The organism is Priestia sp. JNUCC 25 (assembly GCF_053667915.1).
The window spans coordinates 1,069,111-1,094,112 of record NZ_CM132211.1 but is presented as its reverse complement, the minus strand read 5'-3'; the positions used below and the strand labels follow the sequence as shown (position 1 = coordinate 1,094,112).

At 38.8% G+C, this 25,002-nt stretch carries 24 protein-coding genes, 1 pseudogene and 1 riboswitch; of the genes and pseudogenes, 9 read left to right on the top strand and 16 right to left on the bottom strand.

Annotation, left to right across the window (positions count from 1 at the left end; translation table 11 throughout):
• Positions 1–13 precede the first annotated feature (13 nt).
• From JNUCC25_RS05645 to JNUCC25_RS05610, 8 genes are read right to left on the bottom strand one after another with little or no spacing between them, the layout of a single operon-like run.
• Positions 14–799 (bottom strand): glycosyltransferase family 2 protein, encoded by a 786-nt coding sequence (locus JNUCC25_RS05645; RefSeq protein WP_013055818.1) that lies wholly within the window; start codon positions 797–799, stop codon positions 14–16.
• Positions 796–1,998, bottom strand: a complete 1,203-nt coding sequence (locus JNUCC25_RS05640) for an O-antigen ligase family protein (protein WP_454222921.1) — start codon at positions 1,996–1,998, stop codon at positions 796–798. Before JNUCC25_RS05640 ends, JNUCC25_RS05645 begins: the two co-directional genes overlap by 4 nt.
• Positions 1,991–3,436 carry an oligosaccharide flippase family protein gene (locus JNUCC25_RS05635; protein WP_454222919.1) on the bottom strand — a complete coding sequence of 482 codons (1,446 nt, stop codon included), beginning with the start codon at positions 3,434–3,436 and terminating at the stop codon, positions 1,991–1,993. Before JNUCC25_RS05635 ends, JNUCC25_RS05640 begins: the two co-directional genes overlap by 8 nt.
• Positions 3,437–3,445: 9 nt before the next feature.
• Positions 3,446–4,396: an NAD-dependent epimerase/dehydratase family protein gene (locus JNUCC25_RS05630; RefSeq protein WP_454222917.1), complete on the bottom strand. Its 951-nt coding sequence runs from the start codon at positions 4,394–4,396 to the stop codon at positions 3,446–3,448.
• A 12-nt stretch (positions 4,397–4,408) separates the two neighbouring features.
• Positions 4,409–5,047, bottom strand: coding sequence for a sugar transferase (locus JNUCC25_RS05625; RefSeq protein ID WP_013055814.1), 639 nt, complete (start codon positions 5,045–5,047; stop codon positions 4,409–4,411).
• Between the two features lie 31 nt (positions 5,048–5,078).
• Positions 5,079–5,711, bottom strand: a complete 633-nt coding sequence (locus JNUCC25_RS05620; protein ID WP_338789188.1) for a CpsD/CapB family tyrosine-protein kinase — start codon at positions 5,709–5,711, stop codon at positions 5,079–5,081.
• Positions 5,701–6,435, bottom strand: coding sequence for a YveK family protein (locus JNUCC25_RS05615; RefSeq protein ID WP_338789187.1), 735 nt, complete (start codon positions 6,433–6,435; stop codon positions 5,701–5,703). The genes JNUCC25_RS05620 and JNUCC25_RS05615 overlap by 11 nt, the downstream gene beginning before the upstream one ends.
• Before the next feature lie 41 nt (positions 6,436–6,476).
• Entirely contained in the window at positions 6,477–7,649 is a 1,173-nt protein-coding gene (locus tag JNUCC25_RS05610; protein ID WP_454222914.1) for an acyltransferase family protein, read from the bottom strand.
• A 323-nt stretch (positions 7,650–7,972) separates the two neighbouring features.
• Between JNUCC25_RS05610 and JNUCC25_RS05605 the strand changes: the two genes are divergently transcribed.
• Positions 7,973–8,308 carry a helix-turn-helix domain-containing protein gene (locus JNUCC25_RS05605; RefSeq protein WP_064471389.1) on the top strand — a complete coding sequence of 112 codons (336 nt, stop codon included), beginning with the start codon at positions 7,973–7,975 and terminating at the stop codon, positions 8,306–8,308.
• A gap of 111 nt (positions 8,309–8,419) precedes the next feature.
• Positions 8,420–8,506, top strand: a riboswitch (cyclic di-GMP riboswitch).
• A gap of 20 nt (positions 8,507–8,526) precedes the next feature.
• Entirely contained in the window at positions 8,527–8,649 is a 123-nt protein-coding gene (locus JNUCC25_RS05600; protein ID WP_082888740.1) for an anti-repressor SinI family protein, read from the top strand.
• 77 nt (positions 8,650–8,726) lie between these two features.
• Here JNUCC25_RS05600 and JNUCC25_RS05595 read toward each other — a convergent pair whose 3' ends face one another.
• Complete coding sequence (locus JNUCC25_RS05595; RefSeq protein WP_064471388.1) at positions 8,727–9,518, bottom strand: histidinol-phosphatase HisJ family protein; 792 nt, start codon at positions 9,516–9,518, stop codon at positions 8,727–8,729.
• 233 nt (positions 9,519–9,751) lie between these two features.
• Here JNUCC25_RS05595 and JNUCC25_RS05590 point away from each other — a divergent pair, with 233 nt between their 5' ends.
• Positions 9,752–10,309, top strand: a complete 558-nt coding sequence (locus JNUCC25_RS05590) for an HPP family protein (RefSeq protein WP_064471387.1) — start codon at positions 9,752–9,754, stop codon at positions 10,307–10,309.
• 107 nt (positions 10,310–10,416) lie between these two features.
• On the opposite strand, the gene JNUCC25_RS05585 is transcribed toward JNUCC25_RS05590, so the two are convergent.
• Both JNUCC25_RS05585 and JNUCC25_RS05580 read right to left on the bottom strand, forming a co-directional pair.
• The gene (locus JNUCC25_RS05585) at positions 10,417–11,886 is read right to left on the bottom strand and encodes a zinc ribbon domain-containing protein (RefSeq protein WP_454222912.1); all 1,470 of its coding nucleotides are present in this window, start codon (positions 11,884–11,886) and stop codon (positions 10,417–10,419) included.
• A 64-nt stretch (positions 11,887–11,950) separates the two neighbouring features.
• Positions 11,951–12,862 carry a zinc ribbon domain-containing protein gene (locus tag JNUCC25_RS05580; RefSeq protein WP_053486937.1) on the bottom strand — a complete coding sequence of 304 codons (912 nt, stop codon included), beginning with the start codon at positions 12,860–12,862 and terminating at the stop codon, positions 11,951–11,953.
• Positions 12,863–13,238: 376 nt separating this feature from the next.
• Between JNUCC25_RS05580 and JNUCC25_RS05575 the strand changes: the two genes are divergently transcribed.
• The 5 genes and pseudogenes from JNUCC25_RS05575 to JNUCC25_RS05555 all read left to right on the top strand — a co-directional run.
• Positions 13,239–13,943 (top strand): DUF969 domain-containing protein, encoded by a 705-nt coding sequence (locus JNUCC25_RS05575; RefSeq protein WP_013055804.1) that lies wholly within the window; start codon positions 13,239–13,241, stop codon positions 13,941–13,943.
• Positions 13,944–14,909 carry a DUF979 domain-containing protein gene (locus JNUCC25_RS05570; RefSeq protein ID WP_055989202.1) on the top strand — a complete coding sequence of 322 codons (966 nt, stop codon included), beginning with the start codon at positions 13,944–13,946 and terminating at the stop codon, positions 14,907–14,909.
• 14 nt (positions 14,910–14,923) lie between these two features.
• Positions 14,924–15,565 carry a pyroglutamyl-peptidase I gene (gene pcp, locus JNUCC25_RS05565; protein ID WP_013055802.1) on the top strand — a complete coding sequence of 214 codons (642 nt, stop codon included), beginning with the start codon at positions 14,924–14,926 and terminating at the stop codon, positions 15,563–15,565.
• Between the two features lie 229 nt (positions 15,566–15,794).
• Positions 15,795–16,523: a flagellin N-terminal helical domain-containing protein gene (locus tag JNUCC25_RS05560; protein WP_061859612.1), complete on the top strand. Its 729-nt coding sequence runs from the start codon at positions 15,795–15,797 to the stop codon at positions 16,521–16,523.
• Between the two features lie 346 nt (positions 16,524–16,869).
• A pseudogene (locus JNUCC25_RS05555) lies at positions 16,870–16,983 on the top strand (flagellin); the annotation flags it as partial.
• A 106-nt stretch (positions 16,984–17,089) separates the two neighbouring features.
• On the opposite strand, the gene JNUCC25_RS05550 reads toward JNUCC25_RS05555, so the two are convergent.
• The 4 genes from JNUCC25_RS05550 to JNUCC25_RS05535 form a co-directional block, all read right to left on the bottom strand.
• On the bottom strand, positions 17,090–18,211 hold the full coding sequence (locus JNUCC25_RS05550; RefSeq protein WP_176525704.1) for a class II histone deacetylase: 1,122 nt from the start codon (positions 18,209–18,211) through the stop codon (positions 17,090–17,092).
• Between the two features lie 38 nt (positions 18,212–18,249).
• The gene (locus tag JNUCC25_RS05545) at positions 18,250–19,122 is read right to left on the bottom strand and encodes a carbon-nitrogen hydrolase (protein WP_098526629.1); all 873 of its coding nucleotides are present in this window, start codon (positions 19,120–19,122) and stop codon (positions 18,250–18,252) included.
• Positions 19,123–19,174: 52 nt separating this feature from the next.
• Positions 19,175–20,554, bottom strand: a complete 1,380-nt coding sequence (locus tag JNUCC25_RS05540) for an APC family permease (RefSeq protein WP_454222907.1) — start codon at positions 20,552–20,554, stop codon at positions 19,175–19,177.
• Between the two features lie 505 nt (positions 20,555–21,059).
• Complete coding sequence (locus JNUCC25_RS05535) at positions 21,060–23,504, bottom strand: sensor domain-containing protein (protein ID WP_098804513.1); 2,445 nt, start codon at positions 23,502–23,504, stop codon at positions 21,060–21,062.
• A gap of 206 nt (positions 23,505–23,710) precedes the next feature.
• On the opposite strand from JNUCC25_RS05535, the gene JNUCC25_RS05530 reads away from it, so the two are divergent.
• A complete protein-coding gene (locus JNUCC25_RS05530; RefSeq protein WP_013055795.1) occupies positions 23,711–23,989 on the top strand; it encodes a hypothetical protein in 279 nt (92 codons plus the stop codon).
• 36 nt (positions 23,990–24,025) lie between these two features.
• Here JNUCC25_RS05530 and JNUCC25_RS05525 read toward each other — a convergent pair whose 3' ends face one another.
• On the bottom strand, positions 24,026–24,955 hold the full coding sequence (locus JNUCC25_RS05525) for an NAD(P)/FAD-dependent oxidoreductase (protein ID WP_454222904.1): 930 nt from the start codon (positions 24,953–24,955) through the stop codon (positions 24,026–24,028).
• Positions 24,956–25,002 lie beyond the last annotated feature (47 nt).

Genomic DNA, 25,002 nt, shown 5'->3' with positions numbered 1-25,002 from the left:
GACTTCACATCCTTTACGATTTTGAGAGGTTTTTACTTTTGGCATACGCATTCACGCTGTACTGCACAAAATAAGTCGTGCTTTTCCATAGAGGCAGCCGCTCTTGCTTACGAAGAAGGTTCCAATACCTTGTCGCTGCTTTCAGCTTGTTTCTAGAAACCGAGTGAGATACAAGACGGTAATAAGCAAGTGACTCTTGAAGACCGTACGCAGTATAGCCTTTTCTCAGCAGCGACAGCCACAGTGCCGTGTCTTCTGGCTGAATGCTTGGCATTGAAATTGCGGAAATTTGTTTTTTATCAAGCATCACCGTCAAACAGCCGATAATGGTGTTTCCCACAAGCGTCTTGTAATCAACGCTTTTAGGAACGTTCACTTCAACGCCTGTTTTTTCACCTTTTTCATTGATGATGCTGTAGCCTGTATAGGAAAAAGCGCAGTTTTTTTCAAGCATAAATGCCACTTGTTTTGTAAGTTTTTCTGCGTGCCATACATCATCGCTGTCTAAAAAGGCAAGAAAACGTCCGTTTGCTGCATTTATACCTTCATTACGTGCCGCTGCGGCTCCTGAATTTTTTGTAAGCTGAAGCAGCTGAATACGTTGATCTTTTCTACTGAATTTCTTTACTACTTCAGCCGTTTCATCTGTTGAACAGTCGTCAATCACAAGCAGCTCCCAGTTGAGGTAGGTTTGCTGCTGCACGGATTTGATGGTGGATGAAATGAAGGCTGCGCAGTTATAGGCAGGTGTAACGATTGAAACGAGGGGCTGATTTTGTTGAAAGTTTAAAAGATTCATCTCGCACTCTCCTCACTTTGATGATTTCGTAAATAGCCTGACAGCAGCGCTAAGTATAAAAAGAACAGCTCATTTACAATTAACGAAAGTGACATCATTTGAAGCAAAAAACCAACAAACGTTAAAAATAAGTAAGGTTCTTGTTTATGAATTTTTTGTTTCAAAAGCTGAAGCAACACAAGAAGTAAAAAGCTGAAATATAAGCAAAAACCAATCATACCCGTCTCTGATAAAATCTCTAAAAACGTGTTATGAACGTACAGCGCTTCACCGTAGTAAAACGAGTTGTACTCTAAAAAGTTAAAAGCGCCGATTCCGGCAAACGGATGCGATGAAAAAAACTCAAATGCCCGATTCCACAGCGAAAACCTTCCGCTTCCTCCGTCATGTAAAAAATCATCGGCCCGTTCCGTTAAAATTGTAAACACGTTAAAATTCGTCATAAAATGGGCGATAAGAGCAAGCAAACCAAATAAAAACACAAACGAAAGAACTGTTTTGAGACTGTTAAGCGATCGAGTAATGAGCAAATACAGAATCAACACAGCGACCATGGCAATTAATCCGCCTCGCGAGAACGTTAAAACGCTTGCTAATGTGCTAAGTAAAAGTCCGACTTTATTTTTAGTACTACCGCTATTCGTTAAAAAGTAAGTGAAAAACAGCGTATTATAAAATACATAAATATTAGGATCATCCAGCACGCCAATCAAACGCGGATAGCTGCGGTCAATCATCACGCCCCATTTGATAATTTCTACATCGGAGGCAAATTGAAAATGAACAGCTTGAAGACCCGCCATATAAAGCAGCAAACTCACGCCGTTAAAAAGAATGCCAGCTCCGGTTAACGCACGTTTGATGCTGCCGCTATGAAACTCTGCTATGACATATTTCATTAAAAAGTAGCAAACGAGAATAAGCAAAACTCCTAGCATAATACGAAGACTCGCTTCTGGATACAGAGAAAACGCTCCGGTCATACAGTAAAAAAGATAAAATAAAAGCAGCAGCACTTCATATGCTTGAAGCTTATAGACGTAAAAAGAAGCAAAGCTAAGCAGCAGAAGTGCAAATAAAAAAATCATGTACGGTTTTAATGCAAAACCAATATTGACGTTATATTTGCTTAGCGTGACAAGAACAAAAAGGCAAAACAAAACGGGCGATTTTCGATTCTGTACATATACACTATCCATTTTGTGCCTCCTTTCTGTTCTCTACGTTTACTGGTTTGTTTTTTTGCAGGTAGCCTAGCGCTTGATTTCTAATCTCTTTATCTAGCAGTGTTAATACAAACACAAGCAGCATGTTTACGCATAGCGCGATAAACGGATGCTTTGAAAAAAACAGCGTGGTAATTGCAAGCGTGCTTCCAAATAATAAAACAAAAATTGGAAAGGTTTTACGCATGATAATGACTCTTTCTGGATTGCATAACCAGCAGCCGATAAATAAAATGCCTTCAATTAAAAGCGCGGCATACACAGCTCCCATCACAGAATAAGCAGCGCTTAAAAAGTAGTAACAAGCAATTCCAGCTATAACAGCAACCAGCTGAACGCCCGTTCTTCTTCCTTGAAGTCCTTTTGTTGTTAAACCGTCCGCTAATGCTACACTTAGGCCTTGGAAAATCAGCATCAGCGACAGCCACTTTAACGCATCTCCGGCCGCAGCCCATTTCTCTCCAAACAATAAAGACACGGCAAGATCGGATAAATGATAAAAAGGTAGCGCCGTTATCATTCCTACTAAACTCATAAGCTTCACTTGAAGAATATTTAACTGTAAATGTTTGTCTGTCTTCTGATGATTATAGTGGCGAAATAATACTGGATAAAACGCACCTGCTACAATTCCTGGAACTTGATACAGCGCCGATGGAATGCGGTACGCAACGGCAAACACGCCGACGGCTGCAAGCGGAATTGTATTTTCTAATACGATTGGACCAAGCTGCGGCAGCAGCATAATCAGCAGTCCGCTTACAATAAATGAGCCGATATTTTTCAGCAGCCCCCGTTGAATTCGCTTTTTAAAATTAAACGATACTCTTTTCTCAACCATCCACAGACCGTACACTCCTGCTAAAAAGTAGGAAAAGCCAAACAAAAACGAAATAAAAAACGCGCTTGCATGCATCAGCATCCCAGCTGTGAGTAAAACAACAAGCAAAAGAGCTGAATAGATCCGAATGGCTCCTAAGTGATGCATTTGTTCAGTAAGCTGAAAATACGTAATCCCGATGCTTTGCATCGCAAGTCCTGTCACCATCGGCACAATCAAGTAATACATCATCTTTACAAGTGATGCTTCGTGATAAAACAAGGAAATCACTATATACGCTCCTGCAAACGTCGCAAGCAAAAGCAGAATTCTCATTTTCACATACGATGACAAAAGATGATCCACGTCCGCCTGCTTTTTAGAGCCTTCGCGAAGAACCGTATTGCTTAAGCCAACGTCAGTAAAGTAGCCTAATATCATTGCAAAAGCTAGCGCTACGCTGAATCTACCGTAACTAGCTGCGCTTAAATACTGTGCCAGTACGATAAGCGCAGCTGCATTTAACAAACGTGATACAACGGTACTAATAAATAAGTGAACAATGTTTTTCCAAATGGAATTTTTCTTCATACATCCCTCTTACTCCATCGTTTTAGCAAATCGCTGAGCTAGCGTTTCATGATAATAGTCATACGTTTTGGCCAAGCCTTTTTCAAGCGTAAAAGCAGGCGACCACTTCAGCACTTTGATGCTTTCTTTATTGCACAGTCTGCTGTCTGCAATATCACCTTCACGCACGCTGTGATAAGCAGGTGTTAAGTGACTGCCGGATATGCTTTTCATCGTAAAAAAGAGTTCGTTGATGCTGATGCTGCTGTTATTGGAAATATTAAACGTGCCGCATCCTTCATACTGAATGGCTTGTAAACACGCCTGGCTCACGTCTTCTACGTAAATAAAATCTCTTGTTTGACGGCCGCTTCCGTAAATAATCGGCTGCTGGTTCGTAACAAACCGGTCAAAAAAGATTGAAATTACGCCGCCTTCCCCCTGCGAATTTTGCCGTGGACCGTACACGTTGCTGTAGCGAAGAATAACGTAGTCAATATCATACAGCTGTTTGGCAAGCTTCAAATATTCTTCAGACGTAAACTTTGACAGTCCGTAAGGTGAAGCTGGACTCGTTGGATGAGTAAGCGTAATTGAAGTAACGTTCGTATTTCCGTACACGGCAGCTGATGAAGCAAAAATGATTTTTTCAGCTCCGTGTTTTTTGCATGCATTAATAATGTTGATCGTTCCTTGAATATTAACATTGGCGTCATGATGAAAATTAGTAACGGAATGAGCCACGCTCACTTGAGCCGCTTGGTGAACAACATAATGAGGTTTAAACTCGGCAAATACTTTATCTAATTCTTCACTCACAATATCTCCGTAGTGAAAAGAAATGCCTCGATTTTCTAAGTTTGCTATTTTTCCCGTTGATAGATTGTCGATTACCTTTACTTCAAATCCGTTTTGATAAAGAAGCTCTGCCATATGTGACCCAATAAAACCGCATCCGCCTGTAACTAATACTCTTTTCATGTTATCCCTCTCCTATCTTGATCCGTCTCCTGTTACAATGACTCTTAGCGTTTTTATCATAATCTTCACGTCAAACCGTATATTCGTATGTTGAATGTAGTAAAGATCGAGCTCCAGCTTTTCTGCTGGCGTTAACTCATATCCTCCGTTAATTTGCGCCCAGCCTGTTAGTCCAGGCTTAACAGCAAGCCGCTGACTAAACGAAGGAAGTGTTTTTTGAAATTCTTCTATAAATACTGCTCTTTCAGGTCTTGGACCGACAATCGACATATCGCCTTTTAATACATTCCACAGCTGAGGCAGTTCATCAATTCGCGTTTGGCGAATCAGCTTTCCTACTCTGGTAACGCGGCTGTCATTTTTAACTGCCCACTGCGCTCCGTTTTTTTCCGCGTCACTGTACATCGAACGCAGCTTCATGATGGTAAATGGCCTGCCGCTTTGACCCAGACGCTCTTGAAGAAAGAAAGGTGAACCCGGTGTTTCAATCATCACAATAAGCGCAAACAACAAAATAACAGGTAGCAAAACCACAAGAGCTATAAACGAAATCACAATATCAAACATGCGTTTACACAGTGAGTAAAAAAGTGTAAATTCTTTTTTTAGCACGTCGGAATCACTAATCGTTTTCGAGACAATTTGATTCATCGTTTCACTTCCTTCTATATAAAGTGAGGAGCTAGTGAGACGGACTCCAAATAACGCCTAGTACATGAATCCGCGCTTTTTCCAGCATATTTTTTGTTTTGACAACGGCATCTGCTTTTGTTTTGCGTTCTTCCACAACAAGCATGGTGGCATCACATTTTGCTGCAAGAATATGAGAATCTGTCTCTTCTAAAAACTGAGGTGTTTCAAAAAGAATCAAATCGTATTCTTCTTTCCATCTTTTTATGAGCTCATCAAAATACTTGGAAACAAACAGCGTGGATGCGTTTCGAAAGTGAGATCCGGCCGTAAGCACGTCCAGTCCTTTGTATGATGTTTGTTTAATGGGTACATGCCGGCCTTTCCCGTTTACTAACACATCCGTTAATCCTTCTGAACTTCCAAGGTCAAAGAGCTGATGAAGAGAAGGACAATGCACGTTTCCGTCAATAAGAAGAACGTTTTTCCCTTGTTCGGCAAATGAAAGTCCTAACTTTGCCGTTATAAGAGGCTTTTTGTCATTCAATTCCGCTGATGTGATTGTCAGGCATTTGGCTTCACTATTCAGCAGAACCTCAACATTTTTTCGAATCATATTTGTTTGGTTGATAGTTTTGGCATCTTGATAAAGTGAAAATGGATACTTTCTTCGTTTAAAACTCAAGGTTCTCCCTCCTATTCTTTGGCTGATCACTGCCTTGCTTTTGGTTTCGCTTCATTTTTCGAGGTTGGAGTTCAATATGCCCAATGACAGGGAGACCGATAAGCTTCTCAATTTCATCTTCATTTCGAAGTGAGTCATCTGCGTATTCACGAAGGACAGCAATCGCTATTCCAAGCATGAAGCTTACGACAATTGCTATGGCTGCTACAGGAAGCGGCTTGGGGAAAATTTGTTCACTGTCAGAAGGATCTGTCAGCACTTGAATATTGCTTCCTTTCATCAGCTTCTCAGCTTGATTTTTTGATAGAAAAGCGACTCTGTTTGCAATTTCACTTACTTGTTTAGAATCGTGATCTCTGACTGTAATATTAATAAACTGAGAGTTTTCATTGTGCTGAACGGTGATTTCATCACTTAAATCTTTTATTGAGCTTTTTAAGCTCAATTCATCTTTTACTCCTTTTAACACAATAGGATTTTTAATAAAATCGATGTACGAAGAAATCAATTGTGTGTTCAGCTGTGTAATATTTGCGATTTCATCTACATTTTTAGAAGTTGCTTGATTTACCAGCACTTGAGCTGAAGCTTGATATGTTGGCTTAAGCACATAGAAACTTACCGCAGCAATACTTGTGCTGGCTAACAGCATAGTGGCTAAAACAGTCAGCCACCTTTTTTTTAAGATGTAAAAGAAGTCCTTAAGCTGAAGCTTATCTTGCATAATAATGTCCCTCCAACTAATCATTTATGACTCAGAATGCCTTAATAGCGGCTAATTGTACCTCTATTATTTTTTAAAGCTATATTCTTATTTTTAACTAACATCTTTCCAAATTTGCATGAAGGTTTCTCAACAAAACGGTTAACTCCAATAGCCAAACAAAATGATGCAAAGAAACAAAGACATAAAATTATTTCATACGGCAACCGTCCATGCAGAAGATAAATAAACGAAAATAAGACAATTAAATGGACTAAATATAAGCTATATGAAATTTCACCTAATAAAGTAAACAGCTTTTTTTTCAACATTTTAGAAGCAGCTGGTGATGCTAATGCGAGAACGATTAGAATACAGCTTCCTGCCATTACTAATACATTTCGGCATAAAAAGTTATTTGTAATATCATAGTTTGTTAGTACGCCTTCAGAAAGATAGAGTGCAAAGCCAATAGTGATAATCCCTATTTTTTGCATCCAGCTTCTTGCACGGTATACATGAATTAGAGTATCTCTGTACTTAGCTGTTATGGCACCAGCCATAAAAAGAAGCAAATAATGAAATGAAAGTAAATAACTCGTAGGTGCTAATGAAGATTGATTTATCAATAACAACAGAGATGACAATGCAAAAATGAAAAAGAAAAGCCTCATTACTTTTTGACTAGATAGCTTAACTAATACCAACAAAATTAAAGGAAACAAAAGAGAAATTCTCATTTCATGAACAAGTGACCAAATCACATTGTTGTAGGCATCAGTATTGTATGTCCCGATTAAAAAGAAATGTTCAATTAGTAATCTTGGCGATTCTCTTATGTTCCAAGAATTGTTAAACCATAGACTTAATTCATTGATTCCTCCTTGAGCAAAAAGTACTTTACATCCAATCGCAAGACACACAGAAAACAGATATGGAAGATAGATCCGGCACACTCGCCTAATTACATATTCTCCGTAACGAAAAGAACTGCTTTCATAAAACGGAAGAGCTAATACAAAACCGCTTAAAACAAAAAACAAAACAACCGACTCATTGCCGCTGCTAAAAAATAACCGTAGCGGACTTTCTTTTAACACGTACAGCAGGAAAGAAGAATGAATTTGATAGCTGTATTCACTGAAACTTGGGAAAATCATGAGGTAATGATTAATCACAACAAATAAAGCGGCCAATCCTCTTACAGAGTCGAGTTCTACGTAACGCTTTTTCATACAATCCCCTGTCTAAAATGTAGTAGCACAACGCGATCACTCTTTTAGATCACGTAATTCGGCTCGTTCATTCTCTTTCTGTACGCTCGGCAGAACGTTCATTATAATGAATAAAAAATACTATATATCGACAAATATTCTTAATAAAGAACAATTTGTAAGTGAATTATAGCATGATATACCTGCATCAAGAATAGGTATTTAAGCCTATTTTATTCTTTATAAAGAACAAAATATTATTTATTTTATATTTTCATGTACACAAGATGCACAAATATGCGTTATAATGAACAAAAAACCTATAAGAAGAGGATGAACTGAATGTGATAGGGGAAAAGATTAAGAATTTGCGACTAAAAAAAGGCTATTCTATTACACGCTTGGCTGAAGAAGCCAATATTTCAAAATCGTATTTGTCTCATTTAGAAAAAGGGTTAAATAATAATCCTTCTCTTCAAATGCTCGATAAAATCGCGTCTTCTCTTCACACAACGATTGATGAATTAATTGAGGGAGATATCAGCTGTCCAGCTCTAACTTCAAAGCCAGTCCTCAACCTAGAATGGCTTCAATTAATTGAACGAGCCGTTCAAGACGGCATGACAAAAGAAGAATTTATTGAATTTCAGTATTATTTAAAGTTCCGAAGAACAAACTGATACGTCAATTAATTGATTTGTAATTTTTCTATAACTATCGACCTATTTCGACACCTTTTACAAATATTATTTTGTATAATAGCCGTATATTAAGAATACTATTACAAATTATCCAGATAAGGGCAAAACTATTGAAAAATAGTGACGCAAAGCTTCAGGTCTAAGGCCATTTTTGGCTACGACAGCTGGGTTCCCTGGCAAAGGGTGGATGAATCGTAATGAAAAAAGAAAATGTACTGTCAATCGATCAAGAGTGGGTAAGTCTTATGGAAGCAGCTCGCACGCTGGGGCTGACTATCGAAGACGTCCGGAGATTTTTATCGGAGCTTAAGCAGAACTAAATTAAAAAAGCACGCTCAAATTAGAGCGTGCTTTTTTCAGTTATTATTATTCTAGAAGAAAGTGAAACACACTTCTATTAAATACGAATTCCTTTTGGCTTACGTTGATCAAACGTATAAATCTCCGTAAATCCGCACTGTTTTGCCATTTCAACTGCTTCTTTCATATGTGCTCCTACCGTTTCGGAAAAGTGTGAATCAGATCCAATTGTTAGAATTTCTCCGCCCAAATCGCGGTACAACCTAACGACTTCAAGTGCCGGCAGCGCTTCGCCCAGCTTCCCTCTTATACCGGAAGTGTTAATTTCAATTCCAATATTACGATCAATTGCTTTTTTCAAAATATCTGCAAGAATATCTTTAAATTGATGGAAGTCATATATGCCATATTGCTCAAACGCATAGCGTTTCATTAAATCTAAATGAGCCAACACGTCAATGTCCGCTTCGCTTACTAGCTTATACATTTCATTAAAATAAGCGCGGTAAATTGCTTCTTTATCGTTCAGCTCCAAATGTTTGCGAAGCTTGATGTTATTAATGTTATGCACCGACCCTAATATAAAATCAAAATTCTCTTGCTTCATCGTTTCTTGATACTTCTCTTTTAAATAGTGCGGCTCACAAATTTCAATTCCTTTTTTAATCACTAGCTGATTTTGAAACTGATCTCTGCATTCCGCTAGTTCTCGTTCATATTTATCGAAATCCATATGACCGTACGTTGGCGCTAATGGATTTAATGAAAAGTGTTCGGTAAAACAAATTTCGTTTATGCCGTTTTTTACAGCTTGCTCGCACACTTCTTTCATGACTGCCTGTGAGTCAAATGAATTGTTTGTGTGATGATGGTAGTCTACTAGATACATAATTTTAGTCACCTCTAGGTTTATTATACATCTCTCTTGCCCTTACTGCACATAGAGACCCTTCTACCGCCTGCCCCACCTTTTTTCGTTCATAAAAAGAATTTCCACTAAAAAAAGATATTTTTCCTCTTCCAGTAATCCTTCTTTTCTTATAAACTAACTTAATATAGCAGATGTTCTGACATACAACTTGACATATAACTTTTACTCACACAAGAGAAAGGAAATAAGAAATGGAATTTGAAAAAAGTTTTTCACAAACAAAAAGCCCCTTTCTGTCTTACTTAAGCTCTTATGCTAAAAAGATGAAAGGAGAACTAAAAGAAGAACCGAAAATCAATTATAGAGACGCAGTCGTTTCTTCTATCGGAGGCTTAATTGCGATTATCATCAGCAGCGCCATTGCACTAGCACTTGGTTATCCAATGGCGCTTGCTCCGATTGGCGCAAGCTGCGTACTTGTCTTCGGAGCTCACAAAGGTCCTTTATCACAGCCGCGCCACGTGCTTGGAGGTCATTTACTCGCAACGGTTTCAGCACTTATTATTTGGAGTTTATTTCATCGAAGTCTAATCACTATCGCGATTGTGCTTGCTTTTGTTCTTATTTTAATGATTCTTACCAAAACCGTTCATCCTCCCGCGGCGGCGAGCGCAATTGTAGCTATTAATACTCAAGCAGGCTGGGGATATTTAGGTATTATTATGATTTGTGCATGTGTGGTTGTATTGATTTCTACCGTGTATAATAATTTATTTCAAGATCGGCAGTATCCCAGGTATTGGGTTTGATATCGGGATTCATTCATAAAAAAAGACGTCTTTTCATAGAAGACGTCTTTTTTTATTTGTTTTCACCTACCGTGTTATTTGCTGTTTCAGGGGTGATTTATTAGCTATTACTTTACTTCAGTTGAACTAATAAGCTGATAAACACCTAAACTTCCATCAGATAACTCTTTTACTTTATGAATACTGTTGAATTTTTTATATTTCACAGATCCGTCTCCATACGAAATGTCATACTCTTCTGTTGTATATACTTTATACATAGAGTTATCAATTTTTGTTACTCTATTTACGTTAAAGCTTAATAAATCTTCTGTTATGCCTTTTTTGATTAGGTAAGCTGTATAATCTTTTTGTTCCTTGTATTTTGGTCCGTTAGTATCGATATACGGCTCTGCCACAGAAAAGTCTCCACTGTTAATTGATGAAATTGTAGCGTACATATATTGTTCAATAAAACTAGAAACTTCACTAGTAGATACTCCAGAATTAACTTCTGAACCTTTGTCCGTCGTCTCTTGATTCTTAGAAGGGGCCGATGCTTTTGCCGTAGCTTCTGTCGTATTTTCTTCGTCAAAATTAAGCGCAACATCTTCAATTCCTTTTTTAATTGACACTTCTTCCGTTTTCTTTTCTCCAGAATCAAATTTACGTTTTGCATATATTTTTATAGAACCATCCATTGGCAGTGGGCCTAAATAATCAATATCGCCAATTTCTGTTTTTGTGTCTTTACCATTAACGAACAGCGTCGCATCATCATAATCTGAAGAAATGTACACCGCATGATCTGACCAATCAAACTCAACGTCCACATCTTCTCCGTTAGTGGCTTCAATCTCTTGTTCGTTTTCAACTTTTCCATAATCGTTTTGCACTTCACCTTTTACAATATGCGTACCAGGTAAAAATGGACCAACCTTTTTAGAAGAGTCACTGCTTACCGTTCCAGCTTTTTGACCGTCAATATATACTACTGTCGCATCTTCTGTAGACTGAGCTTTTGCATATACAGGGTTTATTTGTACCGTGTAATGATCAAAGATTCCCCACTTCTTTCCGTCTTGTTCTAGCTTAGCGTATGAAGAGTGATCTTCGCTTGGAACTCCTGCTTCAAGCGCTCTGCTATCTGCCGCTAGTCCTTCAGAGATTGATTTCATTACATCCGGATTTTCGTGCAAATATGTAATAAATGATTTTGTTTGTTCATCGTTGGCTTCTAGTTGAATTTGACCATCATTTACATATTTTTTTACTTTGTCAACATCATTGCCCTTTACTGAAGCAATAAATTTTTCTGACACGGCTTTAGGAGCCATCATTGTTTTATCTATTCCGTAATAAGCACCGCCAAGTATAGCAGCTGCTGCTATAACTGAAATGGTTATAACCTTTGTTTTTTTGTTTGAAGGCTTTACCGATTGTCTTCCTTCCTCTACTGAAGATGATGCAGGTTCTGCGTAACGCTGTGATGCTGCTCCTTCACTAGAAGCCGCTTTCCTTTCGACGGGATGTCCACACTCCGGGCAAAATTCATGCTCATTTGTTAACTGATGGCCACACTCTCTGCAATATCCCAATTTCTACACTCCTTTTTTATAATGGTATGAAAAAGCACCGCTGTATACGATGCTTTCTGTCGACTTAAAATAGATCATTCAATTCACTGCTGTTTCCCATTCTCGTAATAATGGTTTTGGCTTCTTCTCCTAAACCATTCGCAATAAACGTCAGCACAATCGTAATTACTACATACACAATAAGAGTGCTATAGATACGATCAAGCCCATTTGTTCCGTTTTGCTTAAAGCTGGCAATCGTAAATGGAACGACAAGGAAAATACTCAATAAACCAAAATTCATAAAATAAGAGAAGTATTCCACATGAAGAAATGCAAGTACAAGTCCAATTAGAAGAAGCGCTGTTGGAATAATCATAAACGTGCCAAAGCGTGAGAAAAATTCTTTAAAGGAAACGTCTACTTTTCCAAACTTTGCTGCAACATATGTTGCTCCAATAATAACCGCGAGTCCGATAAAAATGAAAATCCCTTGCTTAAAGACAAAATCGGTAAAATTAAAATGAATAATGCTATTGATATCTGTGGCTTTTATTAAATCAGTGCCCGTATTAAAATCCTCCATGTCGGATGGAGCCAGCTCTTCACTGATAATAGGAAGTTTGAACATGCTTCGAACAAATTGAATCAATAATAGCTTCCAGCCTACATACAGCATAATAGGTATACTAAGAGCATAAAGAATGACCGTGATAAGAGCATTAACGAATTGACTTTCACCTGCTGCGTGCGCTATAGCTGTTGGATTTTTAATTCCTTCTGTAAAATAACTAAAAAATGATTTTGACACTTTTTTCGCCTGACGAACACGCTGATTAGGTTGTTGAGGCACATACGCTGTTTGCGGCTGAGATTGAGACTGATATTCGGATGCTGCTGCCGTCTGGCTTACAGCTGCCTCTTCTTGTAATTTATGACCGCATTTCACGCAAAACTTCCCTCCATCATTAAGATGGCCGCAATTTGAACAATTCAAATTCTCCTTCCCCCTTCAATAAATTGTTTAAAACATAGTCATATAGTTTTACCTATATGTAATCTATATAATTCTATATTCTTACCTTTTAGCATTATACACCATTTTTGGTATTTCAGGAGAGGTGTTTTCAGCAGATCAGCTTAAAAAGTTTCTGCCCAAACTTCTTGGCAAAATTCTCTCTTTTATTTCTACATGCATGTTGTGTATAAACCTTCTTTTTATGCTTTTAGTTCACCAATATAACTATTTTATGTCTTAACTATCTTGTTTTAATTTTCAGAATTGTTTATACTCAAAACATCTTTGTTTTTTTAGAAAAGCAATGGAGGTGAATTTACAGCACGATTTATACATACTCAGGGGGGATTTTTTTATGTTGAAATTAATTGGGGTTTTGTTAGTGGCAGTGGGATTTTTATTTCGTCTAAATACACTGCTTGTGGTGACTGTTGCAGGCATCGTGACAGGCCTTGTATCAGGCTTGTCGCTGCATGAAGTAATCACGATGTTTGGACAGTTCTTTGTAGATAACCGCTATATGTCTATGGCTATTTTACTTACTCTTCCTATCTTCGGCGTGTTAGAAAAATACGGGTTAAAAGAACAAGCAGAAGTGCTGATCAAAAAAGCCAAAAACGCTTCTTCTGGAAATGTTTTACTTATATACCTTTTCATCCGTGAAATCTCAGCCGCAGTCGGCTTAAATATCGGCGGACACGCTCAATCCGTGCGTCCGTTAGTTGCACCTATGTCTGAAGGGGCAGCTCGTGCAAAATACGGAGAGCTTCCTCCTAAAGTAAAAGAAGATATTCGCGCCCACGCAGCGGCAGCTGAAAATACAGGCTGGTTTTTCGGAGAAGATATCTTTATTGCAACGGGTGGAATTCTCTTAATGAAAGGTTTCTTTGACTCAGTAGGCATTCACGTAGACGTCTGGGATATGGCGCTTTGGGGTATTCCCACTGCAATATCAGCTCTAGTAATCAGCGCTATTCGTTTCCGTCAATTAGACCGACGTATTCACAAAAAAATGACGAAGCACAAACCAACATCATCTTCAAAGACGGAGGCGAGTTAAATGAAAAGCATCCTGACACTTGATACGATTTACTACTTACTCGGTATTATTGTCGCTTTTATCGCGATTCGAATTGCGCGTGACCCTAACCATCCTAACCGTTTAGGATCTTCCCTATTCTGGGCGCTGTTTTCCATTACGTTTTTATTTGGCAACGTGATTCCGCCTTTTTATGTAGGGTGCTTAGTTATTATCATGGTGCTGCTTGCTTCGTTTAACCGCGTGACTAAATCCAATGAAGCGGAAACACCTGCTGAAGAACGAGTGGCTCACGCACAAAGATTAAAGAATAAAATCTTTTTACCAGCTTTATTTATTCCTATTTTTACAATTATCGGTACCCTTCTTTTTGGCAAAATTAAATTTGGAAACTGGGCGTTAATTGATCCAGAAAAGGTCACGTTAATTTCACTGGCAATCGCTGCTGTCATTGCTTTTATCGCTTCAATGGGCGTCACAAAAGCGAAAATGGACGTGCCTGTTAAAGAAGGAAGCCGCTTGCTTCAAGCAGTCGGCTGGGCAGTTATTTTACCGCAAATGCTGGCAGCACTTGGCGGTATCTTTTCAAAATCAGGCGTTGGAACAGTAGTCTCGGATATTGTAAGTGATGTACTGCCGACTAACTATGCATTTGTTGCTGTACTTGCATACTGCTTGGGGATGCTGTTATTTACGATTGTAATGGGAAATGCATTTGCGGCGTTTGCCGTTATTACTGGAGGCATTGGACTTCCGCTGATTGTACATATGCACGGAGGGAACCCTGCTATTATGGCGGCGTTAGGGATGTTTGCGGGTTACTGCGGAACGCTTTTAACACCTATGGCAGCGAACTTTAACGTCGTGCCTGCCATGCTGCTTGAATTGAAAGACAAAAACGCAGTCATTAAAGCACAAGTACCAATTGCTCTTTCAGTTTTTGTGATTAATACGTTGCTGATGTACTACCTTGTATATCACTTTTAAAGGAGATTAATAGAATGACAACTGTATTATTAACCGGGTTTGAACCATTTGAAGGCGAAAGCATTAATCCATCGTTAGAAGCTGTAAAAACTTTAGACGGTGTTGCTGTTGAAGACTACCGAATTATTGCCAAGCCTCTCCCTACTGTTTTTGGTGAATCACTCTCAAAGCTTCATACTTATATAGAAGAAATAAGCCCCTCCATCGTCATTTGCGTTGGACAAGCAGGCGGCAGAGAAGGAATTACGGTCGAACGCGTTGCTATTAACGTAGACGACGCTCGAATCCCTGACAATATTGGCCAGCAGCCCATTGATCGCCCTATTATTGAAAACGGCCCTGCCGCATACTTTTCGACACTGCCAATTAAAGCAGCTGTCGAAAACCTGCGCCAAGCAGGCATTCCAAGCAGCGTCTCTCAAACTGCTGGAACCTTTGTCTGTAACCACGTGTTTTACGGACTCATGAACATGATTCAAAACTGTTGTATTAAAGGTGGATTTGTTCATATCCCTTACCTTCCTGAACAAGCCGTGAATCATCCAGGGAAAGCGAGTATGTCGTTGGATTTGATTGTGCAAGGGTTGCTTTCCATCGCAAAAACCACAATTGTAACGGAAGATGATATTTTAGTTTCAGGCGGAGCTACTCATTAATGCTAAAGACCAGTTCATATAGAGAACTGGTTTTTCTTTTTATATACGCACAAATTTTTTATTTAATAAATTAATGGAAAGTATAAACAACCTCACCTCTCAGTCGATATATAGTATGAACATATTTTCCAAAGATGTTCGATTGCTTTTATCCCGGCTCAAAGCGGGACACTTCTTGCATACAAGGATGTAAACCAAGAAGTAAAACCATTATACGGAGGTAAGGAAAATGAGAATTAATCACAACATTACAGCTTTAAACACGTACCGTCAGTACAACACAGCTAACAATGCACAAGCAAAATCCATGGAGAAATTATCTTCTGGCCAGCGTATTAACAATGCCGCTGATGATGCAGCAGGTCTTGCAATTTCTGAGAAGATGCGCGGGCAGATTCGCGGATTGGATCAAGCTTCTCGTAATGCTCAAGATGGAGTATCAATGATCCAAACTGGGGAAGGTGCATTAAACGAAACGCATTCTATTTTGCAACGTGTTCGTGAATTGGCTGTTCAATCAAGTAGTGATACAAATACTACAGATGATAGAGCTGAAATTCAAAAAGAAGTGACTGACCTAATAAGTGAAGTAGATAGAATTGCTACCGACACAGAATTTAACACTCAGAAGTTATTAGACGGTACAGGTGGAAATGCTGGGAAGTTCACTTTTCAGATTGGGGCGAATAAAGATCAAAAAATTGATGTAACGTTTGCTAAAATGGACTCAACTAGTTTAGGAGTTAAAGATATTGATTTAAGTGTAGATGCTGCTACATCTACTGCTGCAATCGATACAATCGATACAGCAATTAAAAATGTTTCAGATGAGCGTTCTCAACTTGGTGCTAAACAAAATCGTTTAGAACACACGATTAACAACCTAAGCACATCATCTGAAAACCTAACAGCTGCGGAATCACGTATCCGTGACGTAGATTATGCTTTAGCTGCCTAAGCAGCAACAAGCACAGTCGTCCTAGCTGGTAACGGCTAGTGATTATAATTGGGTGAATTGCTGGAAACCCCTAAGAGCTTTTCTTACCACAGCGTAGTTGGAAACAACAGGCGCAACGGTTTAAAAAAAGAAAAGATTGGGCAATCAGCAGCTAAGCTCCTGTGAGGAAACTCTGGAGAAAGTTCAACGACTAAGATAGACCGTCTAAGGCAGCCTGCTATGACGATGAAATCTGTAGGATAAAAATCTGCTGTTCCGCTTATTTATATCCGAAGTGCCCAACCCCTACTTTTTTTGAGAGGGTGAAGATATAGTCTAGTCATTTGTAAAAGCAAATGTTCGCGCGATGGCGAAAGAAATGATGGAACAAACAAAGAATTCAATTTTATCTCAGGCTTCTCAAGCTATGTTAAGTCAAGCTAACCAGCAGCCGCAAAACGTACTTCAATTGTTACGTTAATTGGTATTTTAAAAGAGTCTCCGTTACGGAGACTCTTTTTTGTCATGTGATTTCATTTATTTGTTTCTAACATATCGACGCTATTAATTGCTTTAATAACCTTACCTCAACAAAAGCTTTCCTTCTCAGCAAACTTCCAAAACCTTTTCTGATAGTTTACAACGTTATCTACTGCTTGGAATAGAGCAGTCGGTGTTGTTCTGTGCGGCAAAACGTGCGGATCTTTCCAGTTCACATCTACACCGGTAAGTCCTTCAATAACTCCCATGGTGGCGATAGGAAGATATGCTAGGTTATATCCTCCTTCTTGTGCTACAATCAGCCTTCCTTCGCAATATGTTTCTGCTAATTCTCGCACTTTGTTTGCCATATATTTAAATCCTTCTCTTGTCACCATTAAGCGAGAAATAGGATCTAGTGCATTTGCATCTTGCCCCGCTGATATTATGATAAGCTCCGGCTCAAATTGGCTAATAACTGGTGCAATGATGGATTCGAATACATATCGATAGCCTTCATCTCCGGTCAGGGAAGGTACGGGTATATTTACATTATACCCTTCCCCTTTTCCTTGTCCGGCTTCATGTACCTGACCGGATTCTAATGGAAAATAATCTTCTTCATGAATCGAAATAACGAGTACGTCGTCACGTTCATAAAAGATGTCTTGCGTTCCGTTTCCGTGATGAACATCCCAATCCAAGATGGCGACTCTTTTTAACCCGTAATGTTCAATTGCATAGGCAGCGCCTACAGCTACATTGTTATAAAAACAAAAGCCCATTGCTTGGTCTGAAGACGCATGATGCCCTGGCGGACGTATTTGAGCATAGACTTTACTTATTGTTTCACTTTCCATCACCGTATCTACCGCTTTCATGACGGCACCTGCAGATAGCCTCGCGATCCCTTCCGTTTCAGCAGATGCATAGGCCTCAGGTCCAACCTCCCTTGTTTCCGCTTCACATGCTTTTTGAACATGCCCGATATGGTTTTTAGTATGAACCCGAAGTAAATCTTCATCTGATGCTTCATAAGGTGATTGTCTAACTAAGTGATGCACTAAACCGCTTTTTTCAATCATTTCTTTGATTACATTCATTCGATGTTTGTTTTCAAACTCGTCACAAGGCTCTACTGTTTCTCCACCTTCAAATACATACTGAATCTTGCCCGTGTCATGGCGTAAAAATCGATCATCCCAAATCCAGCTTGTTTTATGTATCATTCTGTTTGGCTCCTTTCTTTTTATACTAGAAATCAAGCTCATATATTTAAAGGTGCGCGGAATGCTTCTTTTTTTAATAATAATTCGTACGTATCTGGTCTTCTGTCACGCATAAACTGAAGCAGATTACGTGTTGAATCAATTTCTTTTAAGTCAACTTCTTGAATCAGAATCCCTTCTTCATCCGTTAAAGATTGTAGAATTTCTCCCATTGGATTGCTTACAAAGCTTCCTCCGTAAAAGGTCATCTCTTTTTCAGTTCCCACCCGGTTCACCGCAGCAACAAAGACTCCATTTGAAATCCCGTGTGCTGAAATAGCTTTTTCCCATGCAGGACGAGTTGAAAGCTCAGGATGATCAGGCTCTGAACCAATCGCAGAAGGATAGAATAGAATATCCGCTCCTTGCAGGGACAGAATTCGTGCTACTTCTGGGAACCACTCATCCCAGCAAATTCCTACTCCGATTGTTCCATATTGCGTTTCATATACAGGATATCCCGTATTTCCTGGAACAAAATAATATTTTTCATGATAGTTCGGACCATCAGGAATGTGGTTCTTTCTTGTAATTCCTAAGCAAGTTCCGTCTGCGTCGAATACGGCTGCACTATTAAAATAAACGCCTCTAGCTGCTTTTTCATAAAAAGGAACAATTAATACAACTTTCAGCTCTTCTGCAAGTTCTGCCATTTCTTTTAATACGGAGCTCTCTGCTGGTATAGCCAGCTCATATCCTGCCGGTGAAACACTTTGAGGGAAGTACTGAGCGTTAAATAGTTCTTGTAGACAAATAATTTGAGCTCCATTCGCTGCGGCTTCTTTAATTTTTGTGAACGTGTAGTTAATATTAGCTTCAACGCTTTCTTCACACTTAACTTGAATAAGACCAACTTTTACTGTTTCTTTCATTTTAACCTCTCCTTTTATATTAGAAATTTCAGATAATTATTAACGTACTTTATCAAGATATATGTTCGGTTTTGAGCTGGTTTGGCTCTGTTTTTTCATCAAAAGTAAATTGGGGCGGTGCTTTTGTAAAAAATGACGTCTTGTATACTAGATAAATAAAGCCTATAACAACCCAAACACTCCCTAACGAAATAGATTTTATATCTAAGCTTGTCCATAGCCAAATTGTAAAGCCTGCTCCAATAATGGGACTGATTAAATAACGGCATGTGCCTTTAACATCTCTTTGTTTTCCACGGATATAATAGTGAAAGATAACTGAGATATTTACAAATGTAAATGCAATTAACGCGCCAAAATTGATAAAGGAAGCAGCTGTAACGAGGTCCATTGCAAGTGCACTTAATGAAAGTACTCCAATAAAAATAACGTTTCGCGATGGTGTTTTATATTTGGGATGTATATAGGCAAACAGTCTTTTAGGCAGCATTGATTCTCTGCCCATTGCATAAAGCAGCCGCGAAGCACTGGCGTGTGAAGAAATTCCTGATGCAATCGTTGAAGTGATAATTCCGGCAAGAAAAACAGATGAAAAGAGCGTTCCTCCAATATAGGCTGCTATTTCAAACGAAGCAGAATCTACAACTTTAAATGAATGATAGTTTGGATAAACAAGCTGGGTAATGTACGAAACGAGTATAAAAAGTATTCCCCCTATAAATGCTACAAGAAAAATAGCCTTTGGTACATTTTTCTTTGGATCAACCGTTTCTTCAGAAAGTGTAGTCACAGCATCAAATCCAAGGAAAGATAAGCAAAGAATTGAAGCTCCTGAAAGAACAAAAGAAAAAGAATTCCCTGAATCGAAGAGCTGTAAAGAAGAAAAGAACAGAATATCACTTTCTCCTTCTATCATTTTCTTAATCGATAAGACAACAAATAGAGCTGTTACAAGAAACTGAAAAAGAACAAGTATCCCGTTCACTTTTGCTGTCATTTGAATACCAAACACGTTTATACAAGTAATAATAACAATAAAAAGTAAAATCCAAAGAGACGATGGAATAGACGGAAACGCAGCTGATAAAAAAGTTCCCGCTAACAAAAAATTAATCATTGGTAAAAAAAGATAATCTAAAAGCACAGACCAGCCGACAAGAAATCCTATGTGAGGACTTATAGATTTTTGCGTATACGTATAGGCCGAGCCTGATAAAGGATATTCTTTAGCCATATGCCCGTAGCTGTATGCGGTAAATAGCATCGCTGCAAGGGCAAGGACATATGCCATAGAAACCATGCCATGCGTAGTTTGAGCTACAACTCCATATGTAGTAAAAACCGTCATTGGAGCCATATATGCAAGACCTAAAATGACGAGTGATCGAAGCGTTAGCGTACGAACAAATGTAGCACTTGGCTTACCTTCCATCTTGTTTCCTCCATTCAACTAATATAATTCTCATACACACCCCCTTCTATTTTGATGCGCATAAATGAATGACTATCATTCATTTATGATTAATGTGATGGAAATTTATAAACAGCAAGAAGAATAATGAATGACTATCATTCATTATTCTTCTATTATAATCGATAACGTTTTCTTTGTCTTTGGTTTTGTCAGAATTTTTAACATATTTAAAACAATTTACCTATAGTACTTCCATAAGATTCTGCTATAACTTACTTCATTTTCTTCTTCAGCTAGCTTAACAATCATTTCTGAACCTCCCTCTCTTGACCCCTCCCAGTTTACATGCCTTATCAGTAATCTACTCTGTATAGCAAGCCATTTATCCGTACTTAATGAACGGCTGAATCTTGCTGACGTATTTGACAATCTATCAGTCTCTTTATATGTTTTACCAAATTTGGACGCTTCGAAAACCTATTCAAGCGTAAAAAAGTGATGTCTCGACGGAGACATCACTTTTTTATAGAAATCGCCTCTTTAAATATTCAGCAATTTTTTGAGGAGCAGCCGGCTGGCTGACAATATAGCCTTGGATAAATGTACATTCATGCTTTTGTAAAAAGGCAAGCTGCTCTTTTGTTTCAACGCCTTCTGCAATTACTTTCATGTTAAGAGCATGAGCTAAATATAAAATGCTTTTTGTAATCGCCTGCTGCTTTCCTTTATCGGTCACGTGTTGAATAAATGTTTTATCGATTTTGAGCGTGTTAAATTCGAAGTCTTTTAAATGTGATAACGAAGAAAAACCGGTGCCAAAATCATCTAATGCAAACGTTACGCCAATTTTCTTTAATTCATCCATGACTTTTTTTACGTGTTCTTCATACTGAATAATGGAGCTTTCCGTCACTTCAAATTCAATGAATGAAGGATCGATGTTGTAATGAGCTAACGTTTGTTGAACGTGCTCTACAAATCCGCGTTTCAGCAAATGTTTAGACGAGACGTTAATCGAAACGGGCACGATTTGTAATCCTTGATTCTTCCACTGCTGCAGCTGCTTGCACACATGCTGGATTACCCAGTCGCCGAGTTCAATAATTAAATGAGTTTCTTCTGCTAATGGAATAAAGTCTTCCGGTGATACGCGTCCCCATTCCGGATGATTCCAGCGAATTAACGCTTCGATACTATCAATCTCTCTGCTGTTTGTATGAACCTTTGGCTGATATTCAATAAAAAACTCATCTTGAAGAAGTGCGTTGCGCAGTCCTTTTTCCAGATGGTAGCTTTTATACGTCTCGCTGTCCATTAACGGAGAGTACAGCTGCCAGTCGCTTCGTCCGACTTCTTTTGCACGCCGCATAGCAAGGTTAGCATTCGTTAGTAGCATCTTCGCATCTTCACCGTCATGCGGATAGATGCTGATTCCTATACTGGCTGTAACGTACAGAGAAAAGTCGTCAATGGTAATTTCTTTTTCGATTTCTTGTAAAAGAGCAGCAGCTAGCTTTTGACATTCATTGATATGTGCAAGAGATAAAAAACAAATCGCAAGCTCGTCTTCTCCTGCTCTAGCTAGCATCACATCTGGCGTAACGCACTTTTTTAACCGATTGGCGATACGCTGCAGCAGGCGATCGCCTACGTCATGGCCTAATGTGTCATTAATATGTTTGAAGCGATTCAGTCCTAGATAAAAAACCGCTAATAAATCTCTTTCTTTTTTCATTTGTCGAATGAAATTTTTTAATTCTCTTTCAAACTTTCTTCGATTCGGTAAGTTTGTCACATGATCATGAGTTGCAAGATATTCAACATGATCCATGTACTTTTTTTCTGCGGTAATATCTTCAACAATGCCGTCTATGCGCATCAGCTTGCCGTTTTCGTCAAGCGTGGGAATGCATCGATCTTTTACCCATTTCATCTCACCTGTTTTTGTGTAGATTCGATACTGCTGACGAATCATTTTTCCTTTTTGTAATTGATGCTGCCCTTTTGCCACAGCTGGTTTATCTTCTGGATGAATACAGCTTTCCCACAGATCTCTATTTCCTAAAAATTTAGCCGCATCTTCTCCGTAAATGTTGCTAACACCACTAGAGCAGACAATCATTTCATTGCTCTGCACATCAACGGACCATATTCCAGCATCCAAATTGTTGTAAATCGTTTGAAACTGCTGTTCTTTTTGCTTTAATTCATTCGTAATTACTTTTGATTCGGTAATATCGTGCACAACGCCAATCAGCTGTACGATGTTCCCTTGCTCATCTACTAGTGCATCCGCTTGCTCAAACACCGTACGTTCTTCACCGCTCGGCCGCAGCAGTGTATATTCAATCGTGTAGCTTCCTCCCGTCGAAAGTGCCTCCATAACGGCTTTTTCTAATCTTTTTTGGCCACAGCGATTGACGAATTGAAGAACGTTCTTTAAAGAAGGAGTAAAGTGCTGATTAGGATTTAATCCGTAAATATTATACAGCTGAGGCGACCAATAGCTTTTATTTTCCCGCACATCGTAATACCAGCTTCCTACATTCGCAAGCTTTTGCTCCATTTTTAAATGCGTTTCTAATTTAGAAATGTGATTAGAGCGCTCTTGTTCTTTTGAATCATCTCGGCACACGGCGTAGACTCCTGCTACTTGCTCACTTACGATAATAGGAATGAGAGTAATATCCAAATGAAGTTCTTTTTTTGTGTTGTGATTAATCGTCGTCGAAAACTGAACTTTTTCCCCTTGTAAAGCACGTTGAAAGAAATCTTGTGCCTGCTGTTGTTTCGACGTATGTATAAGAGCTGTCAGCTGCTGGCTTTTTTCTTTGTGTTCATTTCCCGTTAGCTTGAAGGCTGCTTCGTTGCTAAACATGATATCGCCTTCACAGTTGATAAAAAAAATACCTTCACTGTATTCTTTTAAAAGCTGCGTATTCAAACGATCAAGACGTTTCATGATCATGATCGACTGCTCCTTCTCCGTGTTTTTATCCGGCAAGATCTCATGGCGCCTCCTTTTATCTATTTCTTTTATATTATTATAAGCTATATTTGACATATATTTTACCTTACTTTCCCCAATTGAGGAACATCTCAGGTAAAGATAGCTGAAAACGTTTTTAAAGTCTTTTTAGTTTGGTAAAATAAAACATATAAAGGAGGGATAGCGTGACTCAAAGTCCTAAAAAATATGACTTATTTTCTAGAGGTTCCTTTCAAACCGCTGCTTTTCTACTTCTTTTCTCGCCTCTTTTTACTCGTTTGTTTCAGCAGAACGTCTGGGCGTATATAACGGTCGCTTCTATCATTATTCTTTTTAATTTCATTACCGAGTGTATTCTAGTAAAAAGAATCAGCGCTGTGCCTAAAAACTACATTGCTTTTTTCCAAACGATTTGTCTGCCTGTGAATATACTTCTGCTATGTTTTTTCTACTACGTTACGTAAAAAAAGCATCTATCGATTTGATAGATGCTTTTGATCTCATGACTTTTTCAAAAGGCTCGATACATACTTGGCTACAATCGCTCCTTGACCGGCTGAAGAGCTGATACTAGAAAACAAAGGAGTCGTGCACGCGTCTCCAATTGCATAGATAGATGGGTCGCTGCTTTGATGCACTTCATTGATGACGATGAGCCCGCTTTGTGTAGTGGTGACTTTTTCTTTAATAAGTTCAACATTGGGTGCTATGCCTAGCCTAATCAGCACTGCGTCTACCGATAGGTTCTTACATTCACTGTTTTTACTTTTTAAATCGATCGATGTGACGTGATGCTTTCCGTGGATAGCCGTCACTTCGGTATCTGTAATTACCTTAACACCGGGGTCGGAAAGAACTTTTTCAACGTATTGCTCTCTTGCTTTGAAATGCGTAGAACGATGAATCAAATATACTTGTTTTGCTTGTGATGCTAAAAGATGTGCTCCTTCAAAAGCCCGGTCTCCTCCGCCAATGAGAGCAACCCTTTTGCCTTTTAACCGTTCTCCGTCTGCTGAAGCTGAATATACTTCTCCTCGGTCAATCATTTGCTGCTCACCAGGCACTCCGAGCTTTCGCTGACTAGAGCCCGTTGCTAAAATAAGATACGTATAGCCAATTTCCTTTTCTGTTTCTTGCTGCTTTACTTTTACTGTTTTAGAACGTTCATCAATGGAAATTACTTTTGTATTCACTTCATATAGGCAGCCCATATCGATAAAATGCTGAACCATTTTACGCTGCATCTCAATTCCATTTTCCGCTTGTATTCCGGGATAATCAATAATCTCATTATAAATAGTAAACAGCTGTCCGCCTAACTGTGCCTGCTCTTCAAGAAGCAAGCAATCAACGCCTAGCCTTTTACACCACACGGCAGCAGAGATACCAGCGGGTCCTCCGCCAATAATCAGTACGTCAACATGTTGCATACAGCTCACCTCGCTTCTGCTTCTCAGCTTATATGGCTTTTTGTTTC